Below are 14,094 nucleotides of genomic sequence, written 5' to 3' on the forward strand. Positions count from 1 at the left end.
TAAGCCGCTAATCGTTTAGCGGTTTTTTCAGTTTTTTGTAAACTAAATTAATTGCAAAATAAATTAAAATTATTAAAATAAAGGCATTAATAATAAGATAAATATGTTAAAATTAATAGTGTAGAGTAAAATTATTATGGCTAAGTTTAAGTCAATTAACCTCTAGTTAATTTTCTATAAAAAGAATAAGTGACGCTGATAGACCATATAAAAATATTAATAAAGTATAGACATTTAAAGCTATTAAAAGAAAAACGCTTGTTACAGCGTATAGTATCTAAAAAATACTTAGAAAATGAGAAAGGAGAAAGTTACTGCAAAAAAGTAACATTATAAATATTGGATAATATTTATAAGTTTTCGGTAACGGTGGGTAGTGTAATGAACATATTATTCTTTCTAACACCAAAAAGTGAAGTAGCATATATATATGAAGACTACACTATAAGGCAAGCCCTAGAAAAAATGGAATATCACAAATACTCTGCAATTCCAATAATAAGCAAAGAGGGTAAATATATTGGAACTATAACAGAAGGTGATTTTTTATGGACATTAAAAAACGACTTAAATCTGGACCTAAAAGGATTGGAAGATGTTTCAGTAACAGATATAAATAGAAAAATGGATAATTCTCCTGTTTCCATCAATGCAGATATTGAAGATTTAGTAATAAAATCTTTAAATCAAAATTTTATTCCTGTTATAGATGACCAAGATACATTTATTGGGATAATAAAAAGAAGAGATGTAATAGGTTATTGTTATGAGATAATACGTGGATATAAAAATTTAGCAGATGATAATTAGAAAATTTTTTGAAACTTTTCAAGTTTCTACTTCTATTCTTTGTAATAAAAGAATAATAATATGAAATTAAATTCTTAAACTTTAATATAAAAGCTGTCTTTTCTAAAAATTATAGATAAGACAGCCTTTTTTATCTGTTGTTTTATTATTAGTCGTTGTATTTTACAAGATTTCCATATTTAGCATTAAGAGAATTTATTTTATTTCCATAAACTTCATTTTGTTTTTGGTATAATAAACTTTTTTCAACTTCATCTTTAACTTCATCAAATGTAGATTCTGTACTTTCTTGAAGGTCTTCTAACTTTATTATATGGTATCCAAATTGAGTTTTAACTGGTTCACTTACTTCACCTTTAGCCATAGAGAATACAGCTTCTTCAAACTCAGGAACCATTTGTCCTCTACCGAATGTTCCTAAATCACCACCCATATCTTTAGATGGGCAAGAAGAATGTTTAACAGCAGCATCTTCAAAAGATATTTCTTCTGATTTTATTTGAGCAAGTATTTCTTTAGCTTTTTCATCACTATCTACTAGTATATGTTTAGCAGTTGCACTTTCTGGTTTAGAAAAAGAACTCTTATTAGCTTCAAAGAATTTTACTTTTTCATCTTCTGTTACATCAACACTAGATAAAACTTTATTTATAGCAAATTGCTTTAATACATTTGCTTCTATTTTTTTCATTTCTAACTTAAACACTTCTTCTTCATCTAATTTTTCGTCCTTAGCATCTAAGAAGAATAGTTCTTGGTTTACTAAATCATTTAATAAATGTTTTTTTCCTTCTTCAGTTTTAAATTGCATTGCTTGATAAGGATCTAATGATTTTAATGCATTTTCAATATCAATATTAGTTATCTCTTTTTCTCCAACTGTTACTAAAACTTTTTTTTCCATATTTTCCATAATAGTTAACTCCTTTTATAGTGTATTTCATTATTAATATAAAGCTACCAACTTAAATAATATCAGAAAACGATGTATATGTCTAACATTTAAAGTCATATTAAGTCAAATAGACTTAGATTTAATAGAACAAGGTGATTACAATCAATAGAATTGAGGCCATAATTCCCACTATTCCTTCTTCATGTTTAAATTTAAGTGTTTTTACTATTGAATAATAAAAATATATTCCAGTAAAAACTATCTTTAGATACAAGAAAAATAAACTCTTTGGATATATCAAGAAACTAAAAAGAGTAAATATGAATGCAAGTAAAGTGCTTATCCTGTAAAAGAAATCTATTTGTGTAATGTCTTTATATTTTATTATAAATATTGAGTATAAAATGATGTAAATAATTGCAACAATTGTATAAGCAGTAAATAATGTATTTTCAAGAGTACCATTTGAAATTACTATCCACTTATACCACATAATTGGCCAAAAAAATAGTGCTAAGAACTTAAAATAATTATCAAAAAACTTTTCTTTATACATTCATCAAACAACCTTTCTTAAAAAAGCATGTATTTGTTTTTAGAATTTTAAATAATGTGCTATCATTATTATATATTAATATTGAGTTTATAGAAACCAAAATTTGCTAAAATAAATATATAGATTTTTGCTATTAAGTCAATTAAAATTACTACCATTTTATTATGAAATTGGATCAAATATGTAGAAATATGGCAAATTAGTTAATACAAGATATTTATTATTACCAAGTGGTAAAGTTTGTTTTTTTAATGATAAGAATTCCAATCTTTTTTGAAAAAATTTGATATCTACATTAAGCATATCAGCCATTTCATAAACACAAGTAATACCAGAATTAATTATATTTATTATATCTTCTTCTGTAATTAAAAATTCACAAGCCCATTTTAAAGCTTTATTTTCACATTTATCTATAATGATTTTTGTGTAATAATCATTATAAGAGGATATATAGTATCCAAAACTAGTGAAATGATGTCCAAGTTCCTCTGCTAATATGGATGTAAGTTTATTGGTATTTTGTTTTAAGTTACTGAGTAATGATATAACTTTTATACCATGCCTGTTTATATATAATCCTTCTAAGTCACCTGCAATATGAGTGGTATAATGAATTATTATCTCTTCCTGAGAAGCTAATTCAAAAAGTTTATCCAAATTATTCATAAAAATCCCCCTAATATAGAATGTATGTTTGATGAAAAGTTATATTAAAAGAGCAGAGAAATAAATCTGCTCATTATATAGTTTATTTTTTTTTATATTTATTTAGTAAAAATTCTATATAATCATTAAGTTGTTCTTGAGCTTCTTCAGGTAAGTCTTCATGTGGATTTTTTCTATGTGCCGCAACAGTGTCAATATTTTCCTTAACCAAGGTTCTTCCAAGAAGGTAATCAACTGATACATTAAATACATCAGCCAATTTATTTAAAATATGTTCATCAGGAAATCTGTTTTCTGTTTCATAGTATCCTAAAACTCTTTGAGAAACTCCTACTTTTTCACCAAGTTCTCTTTGAGTAAATCCAAATTCCTTTCTAAGTTCTCTTAATCTTTTGGCAAACATTATAACACCACCTTATGTATAAATTATAACAAATTGTTCTAAAAATTAAAACTAATAAAAGAAAAAAGAATGATTTTTTCTAAAAAATATTGATAAAGAACAAATAATTCTATATAATGAATATAGATAAGAACAAAATATTCTTAATTATACTAGGAGGAGAAAAGTATGTTTAAAAATAATTTAAAAGGTTACAGAGAATCTATAAGGTTGTCGCAAACTAAATTTGGAGAAAGCGGGAATTACAAATAATTATATATCAAGAGTAGAAATAGACATAAAAAGTTATGATTCATTTTGCATAAAAAATTCTGTTATTTCAGAACAAAATATGAATAAAATTTTTTGAATATATATAGAACAAAATGTTCTTTAAAGTTTGTGGAACTTGCAATAAGGCTATTGATTAGAAACTATCATTATAAAGTTAAGGCTAAAGACAATAAAATATAAAAAGGAGAAATACAATGGATAATAAAAAAGATATATTACTTAAGGAAGTAGATGAAAGATTACATAATTACAAGTATTTGGATGTAAAGATAAAGAATATTAACCTAGATATAAAAAGATGTGAAAATGAATACTTTGGATGTGGAGCTGTAGTTTATACTGAAAAAACTAGTACTACATATAATATAAGTTCTTCTGTTGAAAATGAAGTTGTAAAAAAAGAGGAGAGATTAAGAAAATTAAAAATGGAAAAAGATGATATAGAAATAGAAAAGGAAAAAATAGAAAATGCTCTAACTTGTCTAAATGATATGGAGATGGAATTTTTTAATCTCTTTTATAATAGTAAGACTAAAAATAATATGACCTATATTTCTATGAAATTGCATTTAGATAGAACTTCTTGCTACAACTTAAAGAAAAAGATGATTTGTAAATTAAGTGAAATATTATAAAAAACATAACACTTTTACAACACTTTATACACACTATAGCAACAACACCCACTGAAATACATGAGATAATGTTATTGTGAAAGAAATCTATAGTGAGGGAGGTGAGGAATTGAGAAACATGATATTACCTAAAAATATAGAGGGAACATAACAATAGAGAAATTAGATGTATCTTTAAAAATTACTTATGCTACTCATAAGAAGTTTGCCACATTAAGTAAAAAAATATTTAGTGATAGCGTGGTGATTATTTGCTTAAAAACAAAGAAATATTAGAAACAATTATTGATATACTTAAAAAAAGTTTTGATGAAAGTATTTTTATTGATGATGAAAGTATGCAAGGTTCAGAAGGGTCTTGTTTTTTTGTAAGTATGGTATCAGTTCTTTGTACACCCATAATGTTAAAGACAAACAACAAAGATGTTGTTATGTCTATAAAGTATTTACCAAGACCACAATCAAATAATATAAGAATGTATGAAGTTTCAGATGAACTTGATAAGCTATTTAATAGAACTGTAAATGTAAGAGATAGAAAATTAAATATAGCTAAAATTGAACAAAGCATTAAAAAAGAGGAGTCAATTTATACATTGAACTTTTCAATTACATTAAACTTTCTTGATAGTGTATATGAAGAAGAAGAAGTATATGAAAATATGGAAGAAATAAATTTAAACTTAGGAGAGTGATAGTATGGCTATAGGATTACCAAGTATCAATATATCATTTAAGGAGCTAGCTACAACTGTTAAAGAGCGTTCAGCTAGAGGAATAATTGCAATGGTGCTTAAAGATACCAAAGCACTAGGATTTAATGAAATACATGAAAAAGAAGATATACCAGCTGATTTATCTGCTGAAAATAAAGACTATATAAATATGGCTTTGATGGGAAATGTCAATGCACCAAATAAAGTACTAGTTTATGTGTTAGGAGGAGAGGAAGAGGTTCAAAGTGCCTTAGACTTTTTAGAAACTAAAGAATTTAATTATTTATGTATGCCTAAAGCAATAGAAGCTGATAAGAATGTCATCAAAAGCTGGATAATTAAACTTAGAGATACAGATAAGGTTAAAGTTAAAGCGATATTGGGCAAAGTTGCAGGAAATCATGAGGGAATAATTAATTTTACTACAGAAGATACATTAGTTGGAACAAAGAAGTATAGTGCTGAGGAGTTTACGAGTAGAATAGCTGGTATTATAGCAGGAACACCTTTAAGTCAATCAATAACTTATACTAAGCTTGGTGATGTTATTGATATACCTAAAAGCACTAAAGCTGATGCAGAGTCAAAAGTTAATAATGGAGAGCTTATCCTTATTAAAGAAGCTGGAGCTATAAGAATTGCTAGAGGAATAAATTCTTTAACTGATTTAACTGAAGAAAAAGGAGAGATGTTCCAAAAAATCAAGATAGTTGACACTTTGGATATTATAAATAATGATATAAAGAAAGTAATAATAGACGATTATATAGGCAAGATTCCTAATAGTTATGATAATAAATGTATATTAATAGTAGCTATAAAAGAATATCTAGAAGAATTAGAAAAAGAAGAATTAATAGAAGCTGGTTCAATTATAGATATAGATATAGAATCACAAAAACAGTATTTAAAATCTAAAAATATAGATATATCTAATATGAAAGAGCAAGAACTAAGAGAAGCTAATACAGGTTCAAAAGTATTCTTAACATCAAAAATAAAGATGTTAGATGCTATGGAAGATATAGATTTATCAATAGAAATATAGGAGGATTATTAATATGGCAAATATGGAAGCTAGAAATGTAATGAGTGGTACTTGGGGAGAACTTTGGCTTGATGGAGATAAAGTAGCAGAAGTAAAGAAATTTCAAGCAAAGATGGAATTTACAAAGGAAGATATTATAATAGCAGGTCAAATGGGAACTGATACGAAGTATATGGGATATAAAGGAAAAGGTTCAATAACTTTATATCATGTCAGCTCAAGAATGCATAAATTAATAGGAGAAAAGATAAAAAGAGGTTCTGAACCTAGATTTGTAGCTATATCTAAGCTAAATGACCCAGATTCTTATGGAGCGGAGAGAATAGCAGTAAAAAATATAGCTTTTGATGACTTAACTTTAGCTGATTGGGAAGTTGGAGTAAAAGGAGAAATAGAAGCTCCTTTCACATTTACTGAGTATGACTTCCTTGATATAATTTAGTTTTATCTGGATAGTTAGTAAATATATAGTTAATAAATGCTGTTAGTTAATAGAAATTGATTGATAAAGGAGTAGATAATAATGAGTGAAAATGGATTATCAAAAAATATAAATATAGTAGACTTACTTTTAAATGTAGATACAGAAAATTTAGAAAGACCAAGTACTATAGTTGAACTAAAAAGATTATCTAATATATTTGGCCAAGAGTTTAAAGTAATGTGTAGAGCATTGACAATAAGTAAAGATGAGGAGATACAAAATACTTGTCTTAAAATTGATGAAAATATGAAAACGGATATAGACTTACCAGAGATGCAGATGCTTACAATTATAGAAGGTGTTTGTGATTTAGATGGAAAGCTTTTATTTAAAAACAAGGAATTAATGAGTAAATTTAAGGCTCCAACTCCAAAGGAATTAGCAAGAAAGCTATTGTTACCAGGTGAAATTACTAATCTATACAGAATCCTTCAAGATGTAATGGGTTATGGTAAAAATGCAGTCATAGAAGAGGTAAAAAACTAATAGGGACGGATACCAAGACCACAATAATGTATTATTATTGGAAGACAAAAGGTATTAGACCGTCCCTTTTTTATGCAATGGATAAAGGCGAATTAAAGCTTATTGAAGCTTTTTTCGCCTTAGAAATTGAAGAGGAAGTTGAAAAAATTAAGCATGGATACGGAGTTTGTCCTTTGACAGGAGGTGGTATATAGTGGGTAATGTAAGAGAAGAAGGTATAAATATGTATCTTACAGATAATTACACTCCAAAAATGAAGCAAATCATATCAGTTACTGAGACTTTTAGAAGAGTTACTGTATCTGTTTCTCCTTCAACAAATGCAATGGCAAATAATATTAAGAGTTCTATGGCTAGCGCAAGTAGTAGTATAAGTAGTGTAAATTCTTCTATAAAAAAAATGAAAGATAGCATAAAAAGTGTAAATTCTTCTATAGAAAAAATGAATGCAAGTATGAATAATTCAAATTCATCAAGTAAAAATTTTAGTGAAGATTTAGGGACAATTGGAAGAGAGGCAGAAAAGGCTAGAAGTAAGTTAGTTAGATTATCACAAATTGCAAATAGTAAAAAAGGAAGGGATACACATCCAAATGCAAGGTCCCAAAATAATAATTCTGAGGTTAATAAAGACGAGCGTAATAAACCTACAAAAATAAAAACTGTACAAGAGATTGTTCAGCGAGTTAAAACTAGAACAATAGATGTTCCCAAAAAAATGGTTACTGATAAATTACCTGGACTTAAGAATAAAATTTTTAATAGCAGAGTAGTGATGGATGTAAAAGGAAGTAACAGTGTTCAAAATATACTAAATATATTAAGTAAAATTAAAAATAGTAAATGGATTAGTGCCATTTCAGTTAAAGACTTAGCTAAAAATGTTTTAATAGGTACCTTATCAAAATTAAAGCAATTTGCTGGGAGAGTGTGGAGTGGAGCTATTTCAATAAAAGATAAAGCAAGTAGTGTATTAGGAGGAATAAAAGACAAAATATCTGATATTACTAATGGATTTTCAGTAGGTGAAGCTGTAAAAAAAGGTGTAGATTTAGTAGGTAAAGGGCAAAATCAAAAAGCTGTTTTAACTAATGTTGTTCAAAGAACTACAGGAATTAAAAATAAGGCTAAAGCTAAGTCTGAAGCTAATGATTATTACGATGATATAGTAAAAGATGTTGCATTAAAAACACCCTTTGATCCTAGTGAAGTTATTTCAATGAGTACTAAGGCAATGATGATTGGTGGAGGAGATGCTGGTAAATCAAAGAAGATAACTCAGGCTATGGTAGATGTCAGAGCATTAAATATGGATACCAGTAGTGAACAAGATGTGTCAGCAGCTTTTGTAAGTGCATCAAAGGGTAATATGGATGCACTAAATACTTTGGTTGGAGAAAATTATAAAACATTTGATGATGCACTTAAAGGTATAAAGGAGAAGCAAAATGGATTAGCTAATGAAATGGCTTCTACAATTCCTGGTTTATTATCTAGTGCATCAACTTACATTGATATGGGATTGAATAACATGATTGAACCATTTGATACTATATTACAAGGTGGATTAGAAAAGATAAATTCATTTTTAGAAAAAGTACCACAAAGTTTGGGTGGATTTTCTCAAAAAGTAGCAGATGTAATGAATGGAAAAAAGATTGCTGAAAATAAACAAAATCCAATTGAAACTCAGACAGCTACAGCACTAGGGCATATTCCAGGGGCAATAGGTAATACAGGTCAGATGCTTGCTCAAAATATTGATTTTACAGCATTAACAAATTCATTACTTCCTATAGTAAATCTTGTTAACGGATTATTAGACAGTATAAACAATAAATCACCAGTTGCACAAGGTATAATAAGTATATTTGGTACTGTAGTAACAACTGCATTTCAATTGATTGGACCTGTTGTAGAAGCCGTCAGCCCAATTATTACAAGAATTTTTACTTTTTTAGGAGAATATGCTCCTCAAATAAATAATTTTATAGAAACATTAGGAGTTATATGGAAAACAGTATGGGAGACATTAGGGCCTTTGTTAGAAACAGGATGGAAAATTGTAGAGCCAATATTAGGAGCTTTCTTTAACATATTAGATAAAGTGTGTAAAATAGTTAAAGATATATGTAAGTGGTGGCAAACTATGGTTAATAAGATAAAGAATGGAAGTATTACAGGAACTGTTTTAAAGTTAGTGGAAAAAAGTAAAAAAAATTATAAAGAGGATCCATATGCTGGAACAAAGGCTGGTGATTCTGGTAAAAATAATGCATTTGGTTTAAATTATGTACCATACAATGATTTTTCAACAAGACTTCATGAAGGTGAAATGGTTTTAACTAAACAAGAAGCAAATCAATATAGAAGTGGAAAAAATGGTGGAAATATAAGTATAGCTAAATTAGCTGATACAATAGTTATTAGAGAAGAAGCTGATATTGAAAAAGTAACATCAAAATTAGTTGCAAGCATACAAATGGCACAACTAGGAGGTGTTTTATAATGGAAATGTGGCTTAGACAAGCTGAAGATAGATTCAGATTTCCAGTAATACCATCCTCAATAAGTATAAATGGAAAAGCAACTATAAACTCATCAAATATACTTAAAGTTGGAGAAATAGCGACCTTTGGAGGAGTAGCCCTTAGAAGTATAAATATATCTAGTTTTTTTCCAAATAAGGAATACTCTTTTTGTAATTATAAAGGATTTCCATCACCATATGATTGTGTAAATAAAATTCAAAGGTGGATGAATGAAGGTTTCATATTGAGATTTACAGTTACAGAGACAAATATAAATATGGAAGTGATAATAGAAGGTTTTAGCTATGAAGAAAAAGATGGTACAAGAGATGTGTACTTTTCATTGGATTTAAGAGAATATAAAAGACTACAGATACCTAGAGCAAATCCTAAAAAGTAGCGTAATTGTTATAAAAAATTACTCAAAGTTTAAACAAAAAGGTAGGTGATTTTTTATTATAAAGATTTGGGTACACATAAAAAACGGAAATATATATGATATAAGCAATATTGTAGATACAGTTTCTTGGTCTGGAGACTATAAGTCTCCATCACGAACATTAGAGTTTTCAATAGTACAGTCAGCTTCAGATATTAATTTTCAGCAGATTGATATTCCAATAGCTAGTACGATTTGTTTTTATGTAGATGAAAAAGAACTTTTTAGAGGAATGATAATTAATAGGTCTAAAGACTCAAGTAGTGTTAACATCAATTTTACAGCTAAAGATATGGGATTTTTACTTTTACAAAGTGAAGTGTCATATAATTTTAAGGACAAGTTAGTAGAGGATATTGCAAAGCAAGTATTTGCAGATAATAAGCTTGCAATTGGTAATATACCAAAGACTAATGTAAAATATACTAAAATGTTTATATCTGTAAATGGATATGATACCATAATGAGTGCTTATACAGAAGCAAGTAAGACTACAAAGAAAAAATATATGATAGAGGCTAATCTTGATAAATTTAATGTTATTGAGAAAGGAACTGTTACATTAAATGTTACTTTTGAAGAAGGATTTAATCTTATCAATACAACTTTTTCAGAAAGTATGGAAAATGTAAAAAATAAGGTATTGGTAGTTGACCAATATGGTAATAAGATTAGTGAGAAGGTTAATGATTCGATATTTAAAGAAGTAAATGTAATAATGCAAAAAGTTATACAACAACAAGAAAATAGTACAACAGATGTAGAAAGTGAGTTTAAAGGAATTGAAAGGACTTGTTCTCTAAAAGGATATGGAGACATAAGCTGTGTAACTGGTAGAGGTGTAAAAGTAAAAGATTCATATACTAAGTTAGTAGGGTTATTTTATATAGATACAGATAAACATACATGGCAAAATGGAGATTATCAAATTGAACTAGAACTTAATTTTCAAAATATTATGGATGAAAAGTCTGTAGGGCAAGATGAGCAAAAGGAAATTGTTGATAGTGGTGATGGTATTATGAATGGGAATGAGGTTAAAGCTTTATTTACTGCATATTATCCTGCAAATAATTCTATGGAAGGTGGACTTTATGATGCACAAGGAAATAGACTAGACCCTAAAAAGAATACTTGCGCAGCACCAAAGAGTATAAAATTTGGAACAAAGATACAAGTAAAGGGAACTGGTACATCTAGAGATGGAAAAGTTTATACTGTTACTGATAGAGGAGGAGCAATAAATATAAAAAATGGAGTGTATCATTTTGATATATTGATGGCTAGTAATAAAGAATGTAATGCTTGGGGTAAAAAGAATGGAAAAGCAGTTATAGGAGATGGCACTTACTCTATTAATTCATCAGGAAAAGCTAAGACAGTTATAGATGAAGTTATGAAGCATAGAGGAAAAGCTTATAAGTGGGGTGCCACTGGTCCAAATAGGTTTGATTGTTCTGGTCTCATGGTATATTGTTTCAATAAAGTAGGGGTAAAATTACCAAGAACATCTAAAGAACAATCTAGATATGGAAAAGATGTAGGTAAAAATAATTTACAACCCTCAGATTTAGTGTTTTTTGGAAAAGAAGTTCATCATGTTGGGATGTATATAGGTAATGGAGAATTTATACATGCTCCAGGTACTGGAGATGTGGTAAAAATAAGTAAATTAAGTAAGAGAAAAGATTTTCATAATGCAAAAAGAGTTCTATAAAAGGTGGTGATATAGTGGCTAATCCAATCAATGAATTTATTGGAATAATGAGAGAAGAAGGTAAATTTCATAATGAACCTTCTTTTTTTGTTGGAATAATAGTAAATAAATTGCCTGATTTAAAAGTATCAATGAACAATATAGTTTTAGATAAAGATAATTTACTTATAGACTGTTGGTTGTTTGATAGAGCGACAAGGGATTTTATAACAAAACAGTCTGATAATCATACTCATGAATTGAATGAACCACTTACTAGTCAACTCAATAAAGGAGATACAGTAATAATGTTTAAAGTTGGAGAAAAATTTGCAGTAGTAAGTAAGTTGGTGAGTTTATAATGTCTAACATAATATTTCCATTTATAGGTGTTCCAGAGGATTACAGAATTCCTAAAAAAGAAGAATTAGGATTATTCCATGAAGTAGCATGGGACTTTGAAAAAGACGAGCCAATATTAGAAAATGGGGATTTTAAGACTGTTGAAAAAAATGAAGCCATAAGAGTTTGGGTTTATAAGTGTATAAAAACAAATAAATATGAACATGAAATTTACTCAGATGATTATGGAACTGAATTAACTGATTTAATAGGGCAAAAGTACAGCAAAGGTCTTACAGAAAGTGAAGCATCTAGATATATAAAAGAAGCTTTATTGATGAATCCATACATTCTACAAGTAAATGTATTAAATACTAACTTTAAAAAAGATGTATTAAGTGCAGATATAAAAATATCCACTATCTATGGGGAGGTGGAAATAAATGTATAGTGAACAAACCTATGAAGTAATAAAAAATAGAACTCTTAAAAATATAAATCTAGATGTTTATAAAGGAGAAGGCTCTTTTTTAAATGATATGGTTTCTGGAAATAACTTTGAACTTGCTAAAATGTATGTTGAACTTTCTAATATACATAAAATGGCTTTTATTGAAGATACTTATGACCAGTTACTAGATAAAAGAGTAAATGAGTTTGGTGTATATAGAAAACTTGGTAGTGAAGCTACTGGGGAAGTAGAGTTTATAGGGGATAATGGTGTAGAAATAGCAAATGGAACAATTATCTCTTATAAAGATTTATTATTTGTAGTAATAAAGGATGTTGTAATTGGTGATGAAGAAGGAAATATAAGTCCAGTTCAAGCATTAGAAATTGGAACTAAATACAATCTACCATCTGACTGTGAATTTAAGTTAAATGACACTATATTTGGGGTTGAAAAGATAACAAATATAAATAAATTTTCAGGTGGTACAGAAATTGAAACTGATGAAGAATTGAGAGAAAGGTTTTTCAAAATACAAAAGAATCAGGCAACAAGTGGAAATAAAGCTCATTATGAAGAATGGGCTCTAGAGGTTGATGGTGTATATAATGCAAAGATATATCCAAGGTGGAATGGCGCTGGAACAGTTAAAGTTCTTCTATTTGGTCAAAATAATCAGTCTGTTGAAGAAGAAATAATAAATAAATGTAGAGAACATATTGAAGAAGAAATGCCAATAGGGCCAACCTTAACAGTAACTACTCCAGTACCTATAAATATAAGTATAAGTGCTTCTATGGAATTAGAAGGGGGATACACTTTGGATATGGTAAAAAATAGATTTTTGGAAAATATAAATCAATACTTTAGAACCATAACTGGAGAAATTGTTTATACAAAAATTTTGGGTATTTTAATAAGTACTTCTGGAGTTCATGATTTAAGTAATTTACTTGTAAATAATTCAACAGATAACATAAAAATTGAGGATGATAAAATACCTAGTGTTACAACTTTAAATTTTAGTGAGGTGGAAGTTTTATGAAATTAATTGATAAACTTCCATTATTTTATAAGAATTATATAGTTGAAGCAATACAAAACTCTTATGATACTGAATTATCTTTATTGAAGGAAAATATTGATGATACTATAAATCAAATGTTTGTTGAGACATCCACATGGGGTCTTGATATGTGGGAACAAATACTTTGCATTCAAAATAATGAAGATTTAAATTATGAAACTAGAAGAAGTAACATAAAAGCCAAAATACGAAGTTTAGGAACAACTAAAATAAAGGTTATAAAAAACATATGTGAGGCCTATACAAAGACTAATGTTGAAGTAGAAGTTCTTAGCAATGAATTTATATTTATACTAGAATTTGTAGTTAATAATTGTAGTTATAATTCAATTGTAGAGTTAGATAAAGTATTAGAAAGTGTAAAGCCATGTCATTTAGAACATAGGTTTAAAATGATTTTGTTGAATAAAAATGAATTGTTTTGTGGAACTGCTGTAAATACAGGAGAAACAGTTACTGTATATCCATGGACACCATCAAATATAGATATATTTGGAGAAATAAGTATTACTACAGGAAATGATAGAAGTATGGAAAAAGTAATATTATATCCTAAACAGGAGGCGATATAAA

16 protein-coding genes are annotated in these 14,094 nt (G+C 28.0%); 13 read left to right on the forward strand and 3 right to left on the reverse strand.

All coding sequences use genetic code 11. The features are described from left to right. The first annotated feature begins 381 nt into the window (after nucleotides 1-381). Nucleotides 382-810 (forward strand): CBS domain-containing protein, encoded by a 429-nt coding sequence (locus IC213_RS10125; protein WP_227863049.1) that lies wholly within the window; start codon nucleotides 382-384, stop codon nucleotides 808-810. Between the two features lie 148 nt (nucleotides 811-958). Here the strand turns inward: IC213_RS10125 and IC213_RS10130 are convergent, their stop codons facing one another. The 3 genes from IC213_RS10130 to IC213_RS10140 form a co-directional block, all read right to left on the reverse strand. Further along, nucleotides 959-1,714, reverse strand: coding sequence for a peptidylprolyl isomerase (locus tag IC213_RS10130; protein WP_227434332.1), 756 nt, complete (start codon nucleotides 1,712-1,714; stop codon nucleotides 959-961). Between the two features lie 709 nt (nucleotides 1,715-2,423). Then, nucleotides 2,424-2,930, reverse strand: a complete 507-nt coding sequence (locus tag IC213_RS10135) for an ImmA/IrrE family metallo-endopeptidase (protein WP_227434264.1) — start codon at nucleotides 2,928-2,930, stop codon at nucleotides 2,424-2,426. A gap of 82 nt (nucleotides 2,931-3,012) precedes the next feature. Next, complete coding sequence (locus IC213_RS10140) at nucleotides 3,013-3,333, reverse strand: XRE family transcriptional regulator (protein ID WP_227434265.1); 321 nt, start codon at nucleotides 3,331-3,333, stop codon at nucleotides 3,013-3,015. Between the two features lie 467 nt (nucleotides 3,334-3,800). Here IC213_RS10140 and IC213_RS10145 point away from each other — a divergent pair, with 467 nt between their 5' ends. The 12 genes from IC213_RS10145 to IC213_RS10200 all read left to right on the forward strand — a co-directional run bounded on the left by IC213_RS10145 (nucleotide 3,801) and on the right by IC213_RS10200 (nucleotide 14,093). Then, nucleotides 3,801-4,241 (forward strand): hypothetical protein, encoded by a 441-nt coding sequence (locus tag IC213_RS10145; RefSeq protein WP_227831199.1) that lies wholly within the window; start codon nucleotides 3,801-3,803, stop codon nucleotides 4,239-4,241. A 251-nt stretch (nucleotides 4,242-4,492) separates the two neighbouring features. Continuing rightward, nucleotides 4,493-4,936: a DUF6838 family protein gene (locus IC213_RS10150; protein ID WP_227434267.1), complete on the forward strand. Its 444-nt coding sequence runs from the start codon at nucleotides 4,493-4,495 to the stop codon at nucleotides 4,934-4,936. Nucleotides 4,937-4,940: 4 nt separating this feature from the next. Then, nucleotides 4,941-6,005 carry a phage tail sheath subtilisin-like domain-containing protein gene (locus IC213_RS10155; RefSeq protein WP_227434268.1) on the forward strand — a complete coding sequence of 355 codons (1,065 nt, stop codon included), beginning with the start codon at nucleotides 4,941-4,943 and terminating at the stop codon, nucleotides 6,003-6,005. A 13-nt stretch (nucleotides 6,006-6,018) separates the two neighbouring features. Then, nucleotides 6,019-6,447, forward strand: a complete 429-nt coding sequence (locus IC213_RS10160; RefSeq protein WP_009896262.1) for a phage tail tube protein — start codon at nucleotides 6,019-6,021, stop codon at nucleotides 6,445-6,447. Nucleotides 6,448-6,528: 81 nt separating this feature from the next. Further along, on the forward strand, nucleotides 6,529-6,975 hold the full coding sequence (locus tag IC213_RS10165) for a phage tail assembly chaperone (RefSeq protein ID WP_227434269.1): 447 nt from the start codon (nucleotides 6,529-6,531) through the stop codon (nucleotides 6,973-6,975). 193 nt (nucleotides 6,976-7,168) lie between these two features. Further along, nucleotides 7,169-9,484, forward strand: coding sequence for a hypothetical protein (locus IC213_RS10170; protein ID WP_227831195.1), 2,316 nt, complete (start codon nucleotides 7,169-7,171; stop codon nucleotides 9,482-9,484). After that, the gene (locus IC213_RS10175; RefSeq protein ID WP_227434272.1) at nucleotides 9,484-9,906 is read left to right on the forward strand and encodes a hypothetical protein; all 423 of its coding nucleotides are present in this window, start codon (nucleotides 9,484-9,486) and stop codon (nucleotides 9,904-9,906) included. The genes IC213_RS10170 and IC213_RS10175 overlap by 1 nt, the downstream gene beginning before the upstream one ends. Nucleotides 9,907-10,177: 271 nt before the next feature. Then, nucleotides 10,178-11,662 (forward strand): NlpC/P60 family protein, encoded by a 1,485-nt coding sequence (locus IC213_RS10180; RefSeq protein WP_227434273.1) that lies wholly within the window; start codon nucleotides 10,178-10,180, stop codon nucleotides 11,660-11,662. 14 nt (nucleotides 11,663-11,676) lie between these two features. Then, entirely contained in the window at nucleotides 11,677-12,003 is a 327-nt protein-coding gene (locus tag IC213_RS10185; protein ID WP_227434274.1) for a DUF2577 family protein, read from the forward strand. Continuing rightward, a complete protein-coding gene (locus tag IC213_RS10190; RefSeq protein ID WP_227434275.1) occupies nucleotides 12,003-12,434 on the forward strand; it encodes a DUF2634 domain-containing protein in 432 nt (143 codons plus the stop codon). The genes IC213_RS10185 and IC213_RS10190 overlap by 1 nt, the downstream gene beginning before the upstream one ends. Then, a complete protein-coding gene (locus IC213_RS10195) occupies nucleotides 12,427-13,479 on the forward strand; it encodes a baseplate J/gp47 family protein (RefSeq protein WP_227863050.1) in 1,053 nt (350 codons plus the stop codon). The genes IC213_RS10190 and IC213_RS10195 overlap by 8 nt, the downstream gene beginning before the upstream one ends. Continuing rightward, nucleotides 13,476-14,093 (forward strand): putative phage tail protein, encoded by a 618-nt coding sequence (locus tag IC213_RS10200; protein WP_227863051.1) that lies wholly within the window; start codon nucleotides 13,476-13,478, stop codon nucleotides 14,091-14,093. Before IC213_RS10195 ends, IC213_RS10200 begins: the two co-directional genes overlap by 4 nt. Nucleotide 14,094 lies beyond the last annotated feature (1 nt).

It is taken from the genome of Clostridioides sp. ES-S-0049-02 (assembly GCF_020658465.1).
GTDB lineage: Bacteria > Bacillota > Clostridia > Peptostreptococcales > Peptostreptococcaceae > Clostridioides.

What these genes read in the sequence shown, in the direction of transcription:
- IC213_RS10125 (WP_227863049.1), top strand. Translation starts at nt 382, where the DNA reads ATGAACATATTATTCTTTCTAACACCAAAAAGTGAAGTAGCATATATA.
- IC213_RS10130 (WP_227434332.1), bottom strand. Translation starts at nt 1,714, where the DNA reads ATGGAAAAAAAAGTTTTAGTAACAGTTGGAGAAAAAGAGATAACTAAT.
- IC213_RS10135 (WP_227434264.1), bottom strand. Translation starts at nt 2,930, where the DNA reads ATGAATAATTTGGATAAACTTTTTGAATTAGCTTCTCAGGAAGAGATA.
- IC213_RS10140 (WP_227434265.1), bottom strand. Translation starts at nt 3,333, where the DNA reads ATGTTTGCCAAAAGATTAAGAGAACTTAGAAAGGAATTTGGATTTACT.
- IC213_RS10145 (WP_227831199.1), top strand. Translation starts at nt 3,801, where the DNA reads ATGGATAATAAAAAAGATATATTACTTAAGGAAGTAGATGAAAGATTA.
- IC213_RS10155 (WP_227434268.1), top strand. Translation starts at nt 4,941, where the DNA reads ATGGCTATAGGATTACCAAGTATCAATATATCATTTAAGGAGCTAGCT.
- IC213_RS10160 (WP_009896262.1), top strand. Translation starts at nt 6,019, where the DNA reads ATGGCAAATATGGAAGCTAGAAATGTAATGAGTGGTACTTGGGGAGAA.
- IC213_RS10165 (WP_227434269.1), top strand. Translation starts at nt 6,529, where the DNA reads ATGAGTGAAAATGGATTATCAAAAAATATAAATATAGTAGACTTACTT.
- IC213_RS10175 (WP_227434272.1), top strand. Translation starts at nt 9,484, where the DNA reads ATGGAAATGTGGCTTAGACAAGCTGAAGATAGATTCAGATTTCCAGTA.
- IC213_RS10180 (WP_227434273.1), top strand. Translation starts at nt 10,178, where the DNA reads ATGATAATTAATAGGTCTAAAGACTCAAGTAGTGTTAACATCAATTTT.
- IC213_RS10190 (WP_227434275.1), top strand. Translation starts at nt 12,003, where the DNA reads ATGTCTAACATAATATTTCCATTTATAGGTGTTCCAGAGGATTACAGA.
- IC213_RS10195 (WP_227863050.1), top strand. Translation starts at nt 12,427, where the DNA reads ATGTATAGTGAACAAACCTATGAAGTAATAAAAAATAGAACTCTTAAA.
- IC213_RS10200 (WP_227863051.1), top strand. Translation starts at nt 13,476, where the DNA reads ATGAAATTAATTGATAAACTTCCATTATTTTATAAGAATTATATAGTT.